The 14,451-nt window shown below is 62.9% G+C and carries 14 protein-coding genes; 3 read left to right on the forward strand and 11 right to left on the reverse strand.

Translation table 11 applies throughout. The annotated features are described in order from the left end of the window. Positions 1 to 15: 15 nt before the first annotated feature. The 9 genes from ABWV89_RS06780 to ABWV89_RS06820 all read right to left on the reverse strand — a co-directional run bounded on the left by ABWV89_RS06780 (position 16) and on the right by ABWV89_RS06820 (position 9,524). Complete coding sequence (locus ABWV89_RS06780; RefSeq protein WP_353395446.1) at positions 16 to 699, reverse strand: nucleotidyltransferase family protein; 684 nt, start codon at positions 697 to 699, stop codon at positions 16 to 18. Between the two features lie 6 nt (positions 700 to 705). Continuing rightward, positions 706 to 1,680, reverse strand: a complete 975-nt coding sequence (locus ABWV89_RS06785; protein ID WP_353395447.1) for an XdhC family protein — start codon at positions 1,678 to 1,680, stop codon at positions 706 to 708. A gap of 64 nt (positions 1,681 to 1,744) precedes the next feature. Beyond that, a complete protein-coding gene (locus ABWV89_RS06790) occupies positions 1,745 to 2,953 on the reverse strand; it encodes a vWA domain-containing protein (RefSeq protein ID WP_353395448.1) in 1,209 nt (402 codons plus the stop codon). Further along, positions 2,950 to 3,897 carry an AAA family ATPase gene (locus ABWV89_RS06795; protein ID WP_353395449.1) on the reverse strand — a complete coding sequence of 316 codons (948 nt, stop codon included), beginning with the start codon at positions 3,895 to 3,897 and terminating at the stop codon, positions 2,950 to 2,952. Before ABWV89_RS06795 ends, ABWV89_RS06790 begins: the two co-directional genes overlap by 4 nt. 155 nt (positions 3,898 to 4,052) lie before the next feature. After that, positions 4,053 to 4,685 carry an SRPBCC family protein gene (locus tag ABWV89_RS06800; RefSeq protein WP_353395450.1) on the reverse strand — a complete coding sequence of 211 codons (633 nt, stop codon included), beginning with the start codon at positions 4,683 to 4,685 and terminating at the stop codon, positions 4,053 to 4,055. Positions 4,686 to 4,701: 16 nt separating this feature from the next. Then, positions 4,702 to 7,113: an aerobic carbon-monoxide dehydrogenase large subunit gene (locus tag ABWV89_RS06805; RefSeq protein WP_353395451.1), complete on the reverse strand. Its 2,412-nt coding sequence runs from the start codon at positions 7,111 to 7,113 to the stop codon at positions 4,702 to 4,704. Between the two features lie 29 nt (positions 7,114 to 7,142). Further along, positions 7,143 to 7,634, reverse strand: a complete 492-nt coding sequence (locus ABWV89_RS06810; protein WP_353395452.1) for a (2Fe-2S)-binding protein — start codon at positions 7,632 to 7,634, stop codon at positions 7,143 to 7,145. A gap of 17 nt (positions 7,635 to 7,651) precedes the next feature. Then, complete coding sequence (locus tag ABWV89_RS06815) at positions 7,652 to 8,515, reverse strand: FAD binding domain-containing protein (protein ID WP_353395453.1); 864 nt, start codon at positions 8,513 to 8,515, stop codon at positions 7,652 to 7,654. Positions 8,516 to 8,756: 241 nt separating this feature from the next. Next, entirely contained in the window at positions 8,757 to 9,524 is a 768-nt protein-coding gene (locus tag ABWV89_RS06820) for a LytTR family transcriptional regulator (protein WP_353395454.1), read from the reverse strand. Between the two features lie 331 nt (positions 9,525 to 9,855). Here ABWV89_RS06820 and ychF point away from each other — a divergent pair, with 331 nt between their 5' ends. After that, a complete protein-coding gene (ychF, locus tag ABWV89_RS06825) occupies positions 9,856 to 10,950 on the forward strand; it encodes a redox-regulated ATPase YchF (protein WP_353395455.1) in 1,095 nt (364 codons plus the stop codon). A 38-nt stretch (positions 10,951 to 10,988) separates the two neighbouring features. Here ychF and ABWV89_RS06830 read toward each other — a convergent pair whose 3' ends face one another. Both ABWV89_RS06830 and ABWV89_RS06835 read right to left on the reverse strand, forming a co-directional pair. Next, on the reverse strand, positions 10,989 to 12,200 hold the full coding sequence (locus tag ABWV89_RS06830) for an MFS transporter (RefSeq protein ID WP_353395456.1): 1,212 nt from the start codon (positions 12,198 to 12,200) through the stop codon (positions 10,989 to 10,991). Positions 12,201 to 12,278: 78 nt separating this feature from the next. Continuing rightward, on the reverse strand, positions 12,279 to 12,761 hold the full coding sequence (locus tag ABWV89_RS06835; protein ID WP_353395457.1) for a YqaA family protein: 483 nt from the start codon (positions 12,759 to 12,761) through the stop codon (positions 12,279 to 12,281). A gap of 174 nt (positions 12,762 to 12,935) precedes the next feature. Between ABWV89_RS06835 and dusB the strand changes: the two genes are divergently transcribed. Both dusB and ABWV89_RS06845 read left to right on the forward strand, forming a co-directional pair. Continuing rightward, positions 12,936 to 13,994, forward strand: coding sequence for a tRNA dihydrouridine synthase DusB (dusB, locus tag ABWV89_RS06840; RefSeq protein ID WP_353395458.1), 1,059 nt, complete (start codon positions 12,936 to 12,938; stop codon positions 13,992 to 13,994). Then, positions 13,991 to 14,257 (forward strand): helix-turn-helix domain-containing protein, encoded by a 267-nt coding sequence (locus ABWV89_RS06845; protein WP_353395459.1) that lies wholly within the window; start codon positions 13,991 to 13,993, stop codon positions 14,255 to 14,257. Before dusB ends, ABWV89_RS06845 begins: the two co-directional genes overlap by 4 nt. The last annotated feature ends 194 nt before the right edge of the window (positions 14,258 to 14,451 follow it).

The raw sequence follows: 14,451 nt of genomic DNA on the forward strand, positions 1-14,451 counted from the left end.
CGGACTCGAGCTTGCTCAGGCTTTGGCGGGTGTCAGTGCTGCAGGCCAGGTCAGCCGGTGACCGGTTCGCTCAGCGAGCGCATCGATGTCTTCAGGGGTGTCGACATCGATGCGGTAGCGTGTATTGGCTGTCTCCCACTGATGGACAGACTCGGGGTGGGCTTTTTGCCATTGCCTGCAACCCACGTCCGCGTCGCCCGCCAGAATCTGCTCGCGCACGTTCTGGCTGAACACCACAGGATTGCCACGCTGCCCCTCCACTGAGGGTTGCACCACCTCTGAGCCTTCGGGGCGCTTTTTGTAGGCGCCGATCACATCGTTGATGTCCTGTGCATTGATGAGCGGCTGATCGGCCAGCGCCACGAGTACGGCGTCGATCTTGCCGGTGAAGGCTTGCAGACCCACACGCAATGAAGACACCTGGCCAGCATCGGGGTCGGGGTTGTGCACGACGGTGACAGGGAAGTCCCGCACCACGGGTTCGATGAGGTCTGCGTGATGACCGAGCACCACCACCAATTCGTCAACCCCCGCGCCAGACAGCGCAATCAGCTGGCGCCGAATCAGGGGCACGCCACCCAGCTCCAGCAGGCATTTCGGACGGTTGCCCATGCGCGAAGCGGAACCGGCCGCCAGCAGGACCGAGCCCATCACCAGACGGCTGTACAGACCGCCGCCACCTTTGAGAATGCAGCCCATGTTTGTTCAAGCTCCCCCACAGCAGGATTTCACGGCAGTTGCGCCAACAGCCTTTGCTTCGGGCATTTCGGCTGGTGCCACTTCACGGGTTTTGCCCCCACAGCATCCCGATGCCTTGGGTGGCTGGCCAGCCAGCTTAGCGTCACTTTGTGATGACTCTGTCGCAGAGGTGCATGGGGTTTGCACTGAGTGTTTGCCCCGTCGGGCGGCGATCACCGTCGCCATGACCGCCAGTGCGATTTCTTCTGGCGTTTGTGCGCCGATTGGTTCGCCAGCGGGTGCCACGATGGCGGCCACCTGGTCAGCGTCTACACCAGCGGCGACAAGGCTCTGCTTCAAAACAGACGCCTTGCGTTCACTGGCCACCAGCCACATCACGCCGGGCTGTAGGGCGAGTGCAGTGCGAAGGGCCTGCAGGTCGCGCCGCCCCTGGGTGGCAACCACCACCATTGCACCCGCAGGGACAGCCTGGCTCACCTCACTGGCCTCGTCGGTGCCAAGGACTTTGGCGGCGTCGGGGTAGTCTTCTGCCGTGGCGCCGTCGGCCACCACCACAGACTGCATCCCCACGCGCGGGGCCAGCCCGCTCAGGGCCCGTGCCACCGGCGAAGACCCGAAGACAACCAATTGTGGTGCGGGCAGCACCGGGTCAATGAACAGCTCCAGCGTGCCACCCGAATGGCAGGCCATGCCGAACTCCAGCACGTCGCCCAGGGTCCGCTGTGCTGTCTCGTCCGTCGGGGCGATGCGGATGTTCTGTGGCTGCCCGGTTTCCAGCGCCATTCTCACGGTCTTGATGACGGCTGGTTGGGCGCAACCGCCGCCTATCCATCCGTGAATCTGTCCGTCTGCCGTGACCAGGGCTTTGTCGCCCGCTTTGGCCGATGTGGGGGCCTGCGCGCGGAGCACAGTGACCAGAGCGAAGGGCAGTTCCTGCTCCTGCAGACGAGCGGCTTGGGTGATCCATTGGTTGCGGTTCATGCGGCACTCCTTCGAGTGAGAGTGAGTTTGGCGGTGTCGAGAGATGAGAAGAGGAGGCGGCTTGTCATGACCACTTCCCGGTTGCTGAAGCAAGCCGTCGCAAATCGCTCAGGCTGGCCAGCGGATTGAACTGGCGAATGCAATGGCGTGCATTGGCGATGGCCGCAGAAGCAGGGGGCTGGTGGGTCGGGTGAAACCAGCTCACCCTCGCACCCCTGCCGCGCAGATGCGTCAGTGCTTGCGCCAGTTCTTCCGGCGCGTCGGTGTCGAAGCCATCGGACATGACCCAGACGTGAGCACCCCGGCGCAGTTGGGCACGAGCGTGCGAATGCGAGAACGTTTGCAGGCTTTGTGCGATGCGTGTGCCGGTGCCAAAGCCGGCGGTGACGGCATTGATCTTCTCTTGCACGGTGGCTGAGTCGCGCTGCATGAGTGCGGTGACTTCAGCCACCCGGGTATGAAAGACGAACACGCGTGCTTGCGACTCGGTGGCAAACGCGCGCGCCACCCGAAGAAACAGAGCCGCATGTGATTCCATGGACCGGCTCACGTCGACCAGAATGAACAGCCGTGGTGGCACCTCGCGACGCGACTGCCACAGCGGCTGCAAAGGCTCGCCTCCCCAGGCCACACTTTTGCGCAAGGTCTGCCGGAGGTTGAGTCGATGCCCCGTTGGCGAAGCCTGCCAGCGGCGGGTGGGCAAGGGCCTGAGCTTTGCCGTGATCTGCCGGGCAAGGCGCTGCAGTTCACCCAGCTCCTGGGGCAGCCACATCTGTCCATCTCTTTGCTGCATGGCTTCGGTGCGGCTCGCGCCGCCCAGGGCTTTGTGTGATGCATCACTTTCGTTGGCGTCCCCGGCACTGGGCGCGTTCGCAGCACTGTTCGGCGCGGTGCTGGAGCCTGGTATTGACTGCGTTTGGCCAGCCATCTGCTCTTGCATTTGCTGCACCACCTGCCGAAGGTCGCGCGATGGGCGCTTCTGCCCGCTCACCCGCACCTGAGCGCGTGTGCGCTCAGGACGCCAGTAGCGGTCGAACAGGTCGGGCCATTGGCGCCAGTCGCGCGCCGATTGGCAGGCAATGGCACGCCAGGCGCTGCTCAGCCGCTCTCCGTTCAAGGCGCCCAGGCCCACAGCCGCCTGCAGCATGTCGCGCTGCTCGGCCACACCGACCTTGAGTCCGTGATCGCGCAGCAACGCCGCGAAACCGGCGAGCGTTTCGCTGGGTACGCGTGCCGGCGCCAGGCTTGTGGCTGGTGATGTGGCGTCGCTCATGACGATGTGGCCTGCGTCTGGTTTTTCTCCGCCACACCCACCGTGCGACGGCCTTCCATCAACTGTCTTGCTCGGTCGGGCCCAATGGCGAAGCGGTCCTCACGCGTCTTCAGCAAACAACCGAGGGTGGTCAGCAGCACGGTCATGTCTTCGGGCAGCGTGTGGTGGTTCATGCGGTGCAAGGCCTTCACCCAGTCCAGGGTTTCGGCAATGCCTGGCACCTTGGACATGTCTTCCTTGCGCAGGCGTTGCACGAACTGCACCGACGCTTCCACCAGCTGCGAGTCAGCTTCGGGCAGCGTTGCCTTGACGATGGCGATCTCCCGGGCCAGGGAGGGGTAGTCGAGGTAGTGATACAGGCAGCGCCGACGCAACGCATCCGATAGTTCGCGCGTGCCGTTGCTGGTGAGAATCACGCGGGGCACCTGGCGGGCTCTCAACGTACCAATCTCGGGCACGGTGATCTGATAGTCGGCCAGCACTTCCAGCAGGAAGGCCTCGAAGGCTTCGTCGGCCCGATCAATCTCGTCAATGAGCAGCACGCCAGGTTTGTCCAGGCTGATGGCCTTGAGGAGGGGCCTCTCCAGCAGATACGCACGGCTGAACAGGTCCGACTCTTTCACAGCGCCGTCAGCCGATTCGCCGAGCCGAATCGCCATCAGCTGGCGACCGTAATTCCATTCATAGGCCGCTTGCGCGAGGTCCAGGCCTTCAAAGCACTGCAGCCGCACCAGCTCCGCCCCCTGTACCTGCGCCAAAGCCGCGGCCAGCGCCGTCTTGCCCACGCCCGCATCACCTTCGATCAGCAGGGGGCGCTCCAGTTCGCCCGCCAGCCACAAGGTCGTGGCCAAATCCTCATCGACCAGATAGCCCGAGCGATGCAATGCCTCGCGCAACTGCAGGTCGCTGTGACCGGATTGGGAGGTAGGTTTGGAAGTGTTCATACCGGAGACGTCCCATCAGCCTCAACACGCGCCGCGAGCACAAACCCGCCAACCCCCAGGGCACCGAAAATCCGGCTTGGCCGGTCCAACGGTGCCGCCCCCCTCCCGCCGAAGGCGAGAGAGGGGGAGAGACGCGAAGCGGAGCGGGGGGTGGTTCATGTCTTCCCGAACAGACCACGCCACCAGTTCTTGATCAAAGCCCAGGCGATGGCCAGGCCGTTGATCTCCTTGGGCACCGGTGGGGCAGACGAGGCTGCAGGTGCACTACCCGTGGATGCGGTGGTGTCGGCGGTCGCTCCTGCGGCCGTTCCCTGGCCTTCAGGCGCTGGCAGGGCGGCGGCGGCCTGACGAAAGTTCTCGACGAACTGCGCCAGGATCATGTCGGAGACCTGCACCATCATCCGTCCGCCGAACTGAGCGAACTTGCCATTGACGATGACCGCAGCGTCACCATGAAGCACGCTGGCCGCCGGGTTGGCCGGGTCGGCGTCGATGGTGGCGGCCAAGTCCATCGAGGCGGTCGAGCCGCCCTTGTCGGCACCTTTGCCCCGCAGCACCATTTTCCGAGCTGCGTCATCTTTTTCCAGCACGTCTACCTGGCCGCCGAACTGCGCCACAGCAGGTCCGACCTTGACTTTCACGCCACCCTTGTAAGAGGTGTCAGAGAGTTGTTCGGTGAGTTCGGCGCCGGGCATGCAGCCAGCGACGGCCTTGAGGTCGCTGAGGATGGCCCAGGCGCGGCCCGGGTCCACATCCAGCGGATAGTTTTTATCGAGTTTGACTTCCATCTTGCTTCTCTGGCCTTCAGAGGGCCAGCTTGTGTTCCTTCAGTGATTTCCAGATGCGGTACGAGGTGTGGGGCATGTCCAGGTGTGTCACGCCTACGTGCGAGAACGCATCCACCACGGCAGAAGTGAAGGTCGGGATGGAACCCACGTGCGGTGACTCGGCCACGCCCTTGGCGCCGATCGGGTGGTGCGGTGAAGGCGTCACGGTGTGGTCGGTCTCCCACTTCGGTGTTTCCACGGCCGTGGGCAGGAAGTAGTCCATCAACGTGTTGCCCAGCAGGTTGCCCTGCGCATCGAAGGGCATCTGCTGGCCCATGGCCACGGCAAAGCCTTCGGTCAGGCCGCCATGGATCTGGCCTTCGATGATCATCGGGTTGATGCGCGTTCCGCAGTCGTCCAGCGCATAGAAGCGGCGCACCTTGGATTCACCCGTGGCGCGGTCGATGTCGACCACGCACAGGTAAATGCCAAAGGGGAAAGTGAAGTTCGGCGGGTCGTAGTAATGCACTGCTTCCAGTCCCGGCTCCAGACCGGCCGGCGGCTGGTGGTAGGCCTGCCAGGCCACATCGGCCATGGTCTTGAATTTGCTGTCGTCGCCCTTGACCTTGAATCGGTCGATTTCCCAGTCGAGGTCGTTCTCATTGACTTCGAGCATGTGGGCTGCAATCTTGCGGGCCTTGGCGTGGATCTTCCGGGCGGCCAGCGCGATGGCCGCGCCCGCCACCGGTGTGGAGCGTGAACCGTAGGTGCCCAGGCCATAGGGGGCCGTCGACGTGTCGCCTTCTTCCACCTGAATCACTTCCGATGGAATGCCCAGTTCGGTCGCAATGATCTGCGCGTAGGTGGTCTGGTGTCCTTGGCCCTGCGTGATCGTGCCCATGCGGGCAATCGCACTGCCGGTGGGGTGGATGCGGATCTCGCACGAATCGAACATGCCCACGCCGAGGATGTCGCACATCTTGCTCGGGCCGGCGCCCACGATTTCGGTGAAGGTCACCAGGCCGATGCCCATCAGCGTCGGGCTGTTCGGGTCGGCCCGCTTGGCCGCCTGCTCGGCGCGCAGGGCCGGGTAGTCCACGGCATCCAGCACCTTCTTGAGGGCCGTGTGGTAGTCGCCCGAGTCGTACTCGAAGCCGAAGGCACTGGTGTACGGGAACTGTTCCTTCTTGATGAAGTTCTTCTCCCGGATTTCGGCCTTGTCCATGCCCAGCTTTTGCGCCAGTACATCCACCATGCGTTCGATCAGGTAGACGGCCTCGGTCACGCGGAAGCTGCAGCGGTAGGCCACGCCGCCCGGCGCCTTGTTGGTGTAGACCCCTTTGACCGAGCAGTGTGCGGCCGCAATGTCATACGAGCCCGAGCAGATGTGGAACAGGCCGGCCGGGAATTTGGTCGGGTCGGCGCAGGCGTCGAACGCACCATGGTCGGCCACCACGTCCACGCGCAGGCCCAGGATCTTTCCGTCAGCGGTGGCGGCCAGTTCGCCGTCCATGTGGTAGTCGCGGGCAAAGGCTGTGGTCGAGATGTTCTCGACCCGATCTTCCACCCATTTCACCGGGCGGCCCAGCACGATGGACGCCACGATGGCGCACACGTAACCCGGGTACACACCCACCTTGTTGCCAAAGCCGCCGCCAATGTCCGGGCTGACGATGCGCACCTTGGATTCCGGAATGCCCGACAGCATCGACACCACGGTCCGCACCACGTGCGGTGCCTGGCTGGTGATGTAGGTGGTGAGGTCGCCTTTGACCGGATCAAAGCTGGCCACGCAACCGCAAGTCTCCAGCGGGCAGGGGTGCACCCGCGGGTAGTACATGTGCTGGCTCACCTTCACCGGCGCGGCATCAAAGGCTGCGTCCGCTGCGGCCTTGTCACCAGCCGTCCAGGTGAAAATGTGGTTGTGGTGCTCGCGCGCGCCATGGGCGCCTTCGGTCTTGCCCGCCAGGTCTTCGCGCAGCACCGGCGCATCCGGCTTGAGCGCATCGATCGGGTCGATCACCACTGGCAGCTCTTCGTACTCCACTTCCACGGCTTCCACCGCATCGGCGGCGATGTAGCGGTCGTCGGCAATCACGATCGCCACTTCCTGCATCTGGAAGTGCACCTTCTCGTCGGCCAGCACAGCGGCGACGTCGCCGGCCAGTGTCGGCATCCAGTGCAGCTTGAGCGGCTTGAGGTCGTCGGCCGTCAGCACAGCGTGCACGCCAGGAATGGCGAGAGCGGCTTCCTTGTTGATTTTGACGATGCGGGCGTGGGCCAGGGGGCTGCGCACGATGTCCATGTGCAGCATGCCGGGCATCTTGATGTCGTCGACATAGTTGCCCTTGCCTTGAATGAAGCGGGCGTCTTCCTTGCGCAGGCGCGAGACGCCCATGCCGGCCAGTGCCAGTTCGCGGGCTTCGTTGTCTTGAAGCGGTGCATTCATGTTTGTGTCTCCGGTGTTGGTCTTCGCGTTCAGGCGGTGGCGGTGGCTTGTTCTTTGAGCAGCCGCGCGGCGTGTTGAACGGCCTTGACGATGTTCTGGTAGCCGGTGCAGCGGCACAGGTTGCCGCTCATGCCCATGCGGATCTCGGCTTCCGTCGGGTCGGGGTTCTCCTGCAGGAAGCGATACGCCCGCATCAGCATGCCGGGGGTGCAGAAGCCGCATTGCAGGCCATGCTCCTGGTAGAAGCCTTGTTGCACGGCGTGGAGCACGCCCTTGTCGGCCAGGCCCTCTACGGTGAGCACCTCAGAACCCTCACACTGCACAGCCAGGTGTGTGCAGCTCTTGACTGAGCGACCGTCGATGTCGACGGTGCAGGCGCCGCAGTGGCTGGTTTCGCAGCCAATGTGGGCGCCGGTGAGGTTCAGTTCTTCGCGCAGGAAGTGAATCAGCAGGGTGCGAGGTTCGACGGCGCGTTCTTCCGACTTGCCGTTCACGGAGACTTGGATCAGTTTCTTGCCCATGTGGGGACTCCTTGGCTTCAGGCGCAACGCGCCCAGGCAGCATTGAGGGCGCGCTTGACCATCTGGGCGGCCATGGCGGTTTTGTATTCGGCGTCGCCGCGCAAGTCTTCTGCAGGCTCGCAGATGGCGGCAGCGGCGTCAGCAGCGCCCTGCACGGTGGCAGGTGTGAAGCCGCCGTCGAGCAGCGCTTGTTCGGCGGCTTCTGCGCGCAGCGCCGTCGGGCCGACGTTCGTCAAGGCAATTCGAACATGGCCCACGCCGCTGCCGCCTTTGCGGATCACCACCGCGCAGCCGGCCGTGGCCCAGTCCCCCGTTTTGCGCTTGAGCTTTTCATAGGCCCAACCGGTGCCTTGCGCAAAAGCGGGCACGCGAATCTCGACCATGACCTCGTTCTCTTCGAGCAAGGTCATGTAGGTGCCCAGGAAGAAGCCATCCGCCGCCACCGTGCGCTGGCCATTCGGGCCTTCCAGCACAAACGATGCGTCCACTGCCAGTGAGATGGCCGGGTGGTCGTTGCCGGGGTCGCCGTGGGCAATGTCGCCGCCAATGGTGCCGCGGTTTCGAACCTGAGGGTCAGCAATCAGCTTGGCCGCTTCTGCCAGCAGCGGGACCTTCTGTTGCAGCACGGGCGAAGCAATCAGGTCGTTCTCCACCGTCATGGCGCCGATGACCACCGTGCTGCCGTCTTCGCGGATGCCGCGCAGCTCGGGAATCCGGTTGATGTCGATCAGGTGTTCGGGCTGCGCAAAGCGAAGCTTCATCATCGGCAGCAGGCTGTGGCCACCGGCCAGCAGCTTGGCATCCGAGCCGTACTGACCCAGCAGGGCCACGGCCTCTCCGACCGAGCGGGGGGCGTGATATTCGAACCGCGGAGGAATCATGGGGGCGTCTCCAGATTGAGTTTTGTCAATGACAAACCCAGTGTAGGAACGCCTCCAACCCGACGCGAATGTCGGGATTTAGAGCGGAGAAGGCATCAGATGCAGGATTTTCTGCACGAAATGTACGCCTGACTGCACGAAGTGCTCAGATCGTGCGGGCAGCGGCAAACAATCAGGGAAAGTCCCCATCCGCGTTACAGCTGGTAATTTCCCTTGGTTTGGCCACATACAGGCCACAGGATCAATGTCGGCTGAGTAGTCCCAGTGCCTCGCGAAGCCGCGTCACCTCACCTCGAGAAACCGGAATCAGATCCCGCTTGCCGCCCTTGAGCGCGATCAGCGTCTTGCTGCCCTCTCTCTCCAGGCTGGCCACAGCATGCAGGTTGACGATGTGACAGCGATGCACCCGCATGAACTGCTCCGGGTCCAGCCGCAGCTCCAGGTCCCCGATGCTCAGGTTGCAGAAATGAAAACCTTCGCGCGTGAGGATGCGGGTGTAGTGCGCCTGAGACTCCAGGCTGAGCACGTCTTTGGCATCCACAAACGCCACGCGATGGTTGGCCACCATGGGAATGCGCAGCAACCTGCGGTTGGGCGTGGCCGGCGCTTCATCGGCGTGGTCATCCTGAGAAACAACCTGGGTGACGTCATAGAACACCAGCACAAAGCCGGTGGTAGCGCCCTTCTGGTCGGCCAGGCGGGTCACCTTGATCAACAGCACCTGTTCAGGGATGTTGATGATCATCGTCATGGGAACAGCGTTGGCGACCGGGCAGGCTGACGCCTCGTCCAGCAGGAAGTTGACTTTCGGTTTGGAGCGTTCGGGGTGGAACGACAGCACCATCTTGTCAAACGGCTGCTTCTCGTCCACCGGCAAGACCTTGCGGGCAAAGTCGTTCATGGCCAGAACATGCCGTTCCTGGTCCAGATGAATGACGCCGCATTCGAACTTCTCGAACAGGTAGAGCGACGAACTCGGCGTGCCCGTTCCTGCCAGGGGAAAATCCATCAGCCTGTCTCCTGCAGCGGGTCTGCCGCCCACACGTCTGGCAGGGTACCGCAAATCGCCTTGTCCGTGGAGCCTGGAGGGATGAGCCGTATGCCCGATCTGCCGCCACACGGGATCAGCCCATGCCATGCAGGCCCGTACGGCCAGGGCGCTGGGTACAATGTCAGACTTTGCCGCCCGGCTCCAGCCCAAGGTCACCGTGATGTGTGCGCCTCGGCGCAATGAGCCCAGGAGCGGTTCCAAAGACCCTCGTGACCAGTACAGTCCGGCGCCCGATTTGCGCTGCGTGGCCCCTGCTGGTGGGCAGGGCACCCCCAATTGAGGAATCTCCATGTCTTTGAAGTGCGGAATCGTCGGCCTGCCCAACGTGGGCAAATCCACCTTGTTCAATGCCTTGACCAAGGCCGGTATCGCAGCCGAGAACTACCCTTTCTGCACCATCGAGCCCAATGTGGGCGTGGTTGAAGTGCCCGATCCACGCCTGGAAAAGCTGGCAGAGATCGTCAAACCCGAGCGCGTGGTCCCCTCCATCGTGGAGTTCGTGGACATTGCCGGTCTGGTGGCGGGTGCCAGCAAGGGCGAGGGTCTGGGCAACCAATTCCTGGCCCACATCCGCGAGACCGACGCCATCGTGAACGTGGTGCGCTGCTTTGAAGATCCGAACGTGATCCACGTGGCCGGGCAGGTTGACCCGATCGCCGACATCGAAGTCATCCAGACCGAGTTGTGCCTGGCCGACCTGGGCACCGTGGAAAAGAGCCTGCAGCGCTACACCAAGCAAGCCAAGAGCGGCAACGACAAAGAGGCTGCAGCCATGGTGAAGGTGCTGGCCAAGCTTGAGCCCGAGCTCAACGAAGGCAAGCCGGTTCGCACCATGGGCCTGAGCGATGACGAGATGGAACTGATCAAACCCTTGTGCCTGATCACCGCCAAGCGCGCCATGTTTGTGGGCAACGTCAGCGAAGACGGCTTTGAGAACAACCCCATGCTGCAGCGCCTGGAAGAGTACGCAACCAGCCAGGGAGCGCCGGTGGTGGCCATTTGCGCCAAGACGGAGGCAGAGCTGGCTGACATGGAAGACGAAGACCGCCTGATGTTCCTGCAGGAGATGGGACAGGAAGAACCTGGCCTGAACCGTTTGATCCGGGCGGGCTTCACACTCCTGGGCCTGCAAAGCTACTTCACGGCTGGCGTGAAGGAAGTGCGTGCCTGGACCATCCACATCGGCGACACGGCACCCAAAGCCGCCGGCGCCATCCACGGTGATTTCGAGCGTGGTTTCATCCGTGCCCAGACGATCGCTTTCGAGGACTACATCACCTACAAGGGTGAACAAGGCGCCAAGGATGCCGGCAAGATGCGGGCTGAAGGCAAGGACTACATCGTCCAGGACGGCGATGTCATGAACTTCCTCTTCAACGTCTGAGTTCCAGGCCAGTCAAGCGCAGTTCAGCCTGCAAGGCTTCACGCCTGCGGCGCCGGCTGCGTTTTGCGTTTCTGGATTTTGGCGGCCCAGATGCTGATGGCCAGGGAGACGGTCAGCAAGGCAAACGCCGGGTAGTTCAGCTGCGCCATGTGACCACTGGCGATGATGGCACCGCCCGCGGCGGCACCGATGGCCTGCCCAGCGTAGATGGCCGAAGAGTTCAATGAGATCGTGGCCGATGCCAGGCCGGGGTCGAGATGCACGAGGCGGGCTTGCTGTGCCGAATTCGACGCAAAAATGCTCGCCGCCCATGGCAGCATCACCACGGCCAGCAGCCCCAGGTGTGGAAGACCCAATGGGAACATCAGCAAGGACACGGCCATGGCCGCCAGGCAGATGGCGACAGCCCTGGATGGTCCCAAGCGGTCGATGCGGTGGGAGATCAGCATGTTGCCCACGACGCCAAAAGCGCCCAGCCAGAGGTACATCAGTGACAGCTCCGTAGGGCTGGCGCTCATCACCTCCTCCAGGTAGGGCGCAAAGTACGCGAACAGCGTGAACTGGCCCGAGCTGCTCACGAGCGTGACAGCCACCGTCAGCATGATGGCCGGAGAACCCAGTGCCTGCCCCCAGGCTTGCCGGGAAAGCGCCGGCGTGCGAAGCCCATTGGGCAGTTCTCGCCAGACCCACGCTGCGCAAAGAAGGGACATCACACCCGTCAGGCCGAAAGACCAGCGCCAGCCAAGCGTGCCGCCGATCCAGGCAGCCAGGGGGACGCCCAGCACCGAAGCCACCGACCACCCGAGAAAAGCGAAGGTGATCGCGCGTCCTCGCAGATGCTCGGGCACGAGCAATCCAACGGAAGCCGCCGCCTGTGGCGTGAAGATGGGAGGGGCCACTACCGTGATGATTCTCAACGCCAGCAGCCAGCCGTAGGATGGCGCAAATGCCGACGCACCCATGGTCAAACCGTACCAAAGCAGGCAAAGCGCCAGCAGTTTGCGTCGGTCCCAGCCGGCGACCAATGCCGCAAACAGAGGCGCTCCGGCGCCCATCAGAATCGCACCAGCAGTGATCAGCATGCCGGCCTGAGGGACCGAAACCGCCAGTGAGCGTGCGATTTCGTTGAGTGTGCCTGGCACCACCATCACGCCGGTGCCGATCACAAAGTTGCCGAGCATCAGGGCCCAGATGGACCGTGGCAGACGGTCCACTTTGGGGAGGGCTAAAGGCTTGATGGGGGCAGTCATGGAGAGAAGGGCTGGCTGGCGTGGCGGTGCGGGGCGCGAAAAAAAGCGTCCAGTATGAGGGCTAAGGCAGAAAAACCGTCAGCTGGTGAGTCCCGGAGGGAACACCCAGACCAGCGCAGCTGTCATCGTCACGTAGCGCAGAAACTTGCCCAGAGCCATGTAGCCGAGGCAAGGCCAGAAGGGCAGACGCAACCAGCCGGCCACAGCGCATAGGGGGTCGCCGATGATGGGCATGAAGGCAAACAGGCATGCCATGGGGCCCATGCGCTCCAGCCATCGCAGCGCATGCACATCTGTTCGACTGTGCCGCGCCTTGTCCACCACTTTGTGCGTGCCATAGCCCATGGCCCACGTGATCATGCCGCCAATCGTGTTGCCCGCCGTGGCCACCAGGATGGTGGGCCAGAAGAGCTCCGGATTGAGGGAAACAAGGCCGAAGACCGCCGGCTCTGAGCCGAGTGGCAACAAAGTCGCTGACACCAGGGACACGATGAACACCGTGCTCAGTCCGACCTCGGGCAAGGCCAGCCAGTTCAGCAGGGCGGTCATCCATTCGGGCATTGAGGGTATGGCTTCTCAGAGGGAAAGAAGGTAGTTGTTGAGTGGTGTCCGGATGAGCGCACATGCCGAGCCACTCGTCGGGATATCACCTGCTGAAAAAACAGGCAGTTAAAATGGCAGGCCCGGTACCATTCAGGCGCCCGGGCATCCTCCATCACCCATTCTCCCACCACCATGCAAATCGGGCCGTACCGGCTGCCCAATGCCCTTTTTGTTGCGCCGATGGCAGGCGTGACCGACCGGCCGTTTCGCAAACTGTGCAAACGGCTGGGGGCTGGATATGCCGTCAGCGAAATGGTGACATCCCGCCCGGATCTGCAGGACAGCCTGAAGACCTCTCGCCGTGCCAATCACGATGGAGAGCCTGCGCCGATTGCGGTGCAGATTGCGGGGACAGATGCGCAAATGATGGCCGATGCCGCCCGCTACAACATCGATCGTGGCGCGCAAATCATCGACATCAACATGGGCTGCCCGGCCAAGAAAGTCTGCAACAAATGGGCAGGCTCTGCCTTGATGCAGGACGAGGCACTCGCGATTGACATCGTCGAAACCGTGGTGGCTGCCTGCGCACCGCATGGTGTGCCCGTGACACTCAAGATGAGAACCGGCTGGTCCGCCGACGGGCGCAATGCGCCGGTGCTGGCCAAGGCGGCCGAGCTGGCAGGCGTACAAATGCTCACCGTGCACGGACGCACCCGCGAGCAAGGCTACAAGGGAATGGCAGAACACGACACCGTGGCACGCATCAAAGACATGGTGGGCATTCCGGTGGTCGCCAATGGCGACATCGATTCCCCCCAGAAAGCGCAAGCCGTGCTTCGCCACACCGGCGCCGACGCCATCATGGTGGGGCGGGCAGCCCAAGGGCGCCCGTGGATCTTTCAAGAGATTGCCCACTATCTGGAAACTGGGGAACTTGCACCTCCGCCCGCATGGAAGGACGTCAAAGCCTGGTTGCTGGATCACCTCGAAGACCACTACGACCTCTACGGCGAATACACGGGTGTACGCTCCGCGCGCAAGCATCTGGGCTGGTATGCGCAGTCCTTGCCCGTGTCGAGCCAGCAGGCCAAGGCCTTCCGCCTGCGCATCAATGCACTCACCAGCTGCCAGGCGCAACTGGACTGTGTGCGAGATGCCATCGACGAATGGGCCAGCGCCGAAGCGGCAGACCCTGGCTGCACCACCTCACAAGACAATTCGACTGACAACTGGAAGCTGGCGGCATGAGCAACAGCCAAAAAGAACAACAAGAACAAAGTGACGGGAATGTGTACGCCTGCGTGCGCACCAGCCTGGAACGCTATTTCAATGACCTCGACGGCACTGAGCCAGCCAATCTGCACGAGATGCTGGTCAAGGCTGTGGAGAGGCCGCTGCTCGAGGTTGTCATGGAGCAAACACACAACAACCAGTCGCGCGCGGCGCAGTGGCTTGGCCTGAACCGCAACACCCTGCGCAAGAAGCTGGTGGAGCACAAACTGATTGACTAGGGCCTGCCAATACCTATTTTCCGAGATGCGTTGCGAGTCAAGAACGTCATGCGCAAGGCGCGAAACGAAGGCGGGGTATGCCCCCGGCAAGGCTTCGCAACGCAGCGCATGGCGTTTTTGGCCGCAACCCGGAGGGAAGGTGTTGAATACAACCCCACTCATCGTTGCACTCCTAGGCCAGACGCCCAGTCTGG

The organism is Hydrogenophaga sp. 5NK40-0174 (assembly GCF_040372165.1).
In the GTDB taxonomy this organism is placed as follows: domain Bacteria; phylum Pseudomonadota; class Gammaproteobacteria; order Burkholderiales; family Burkholderiaceae_C; genus Hydrogenophaga.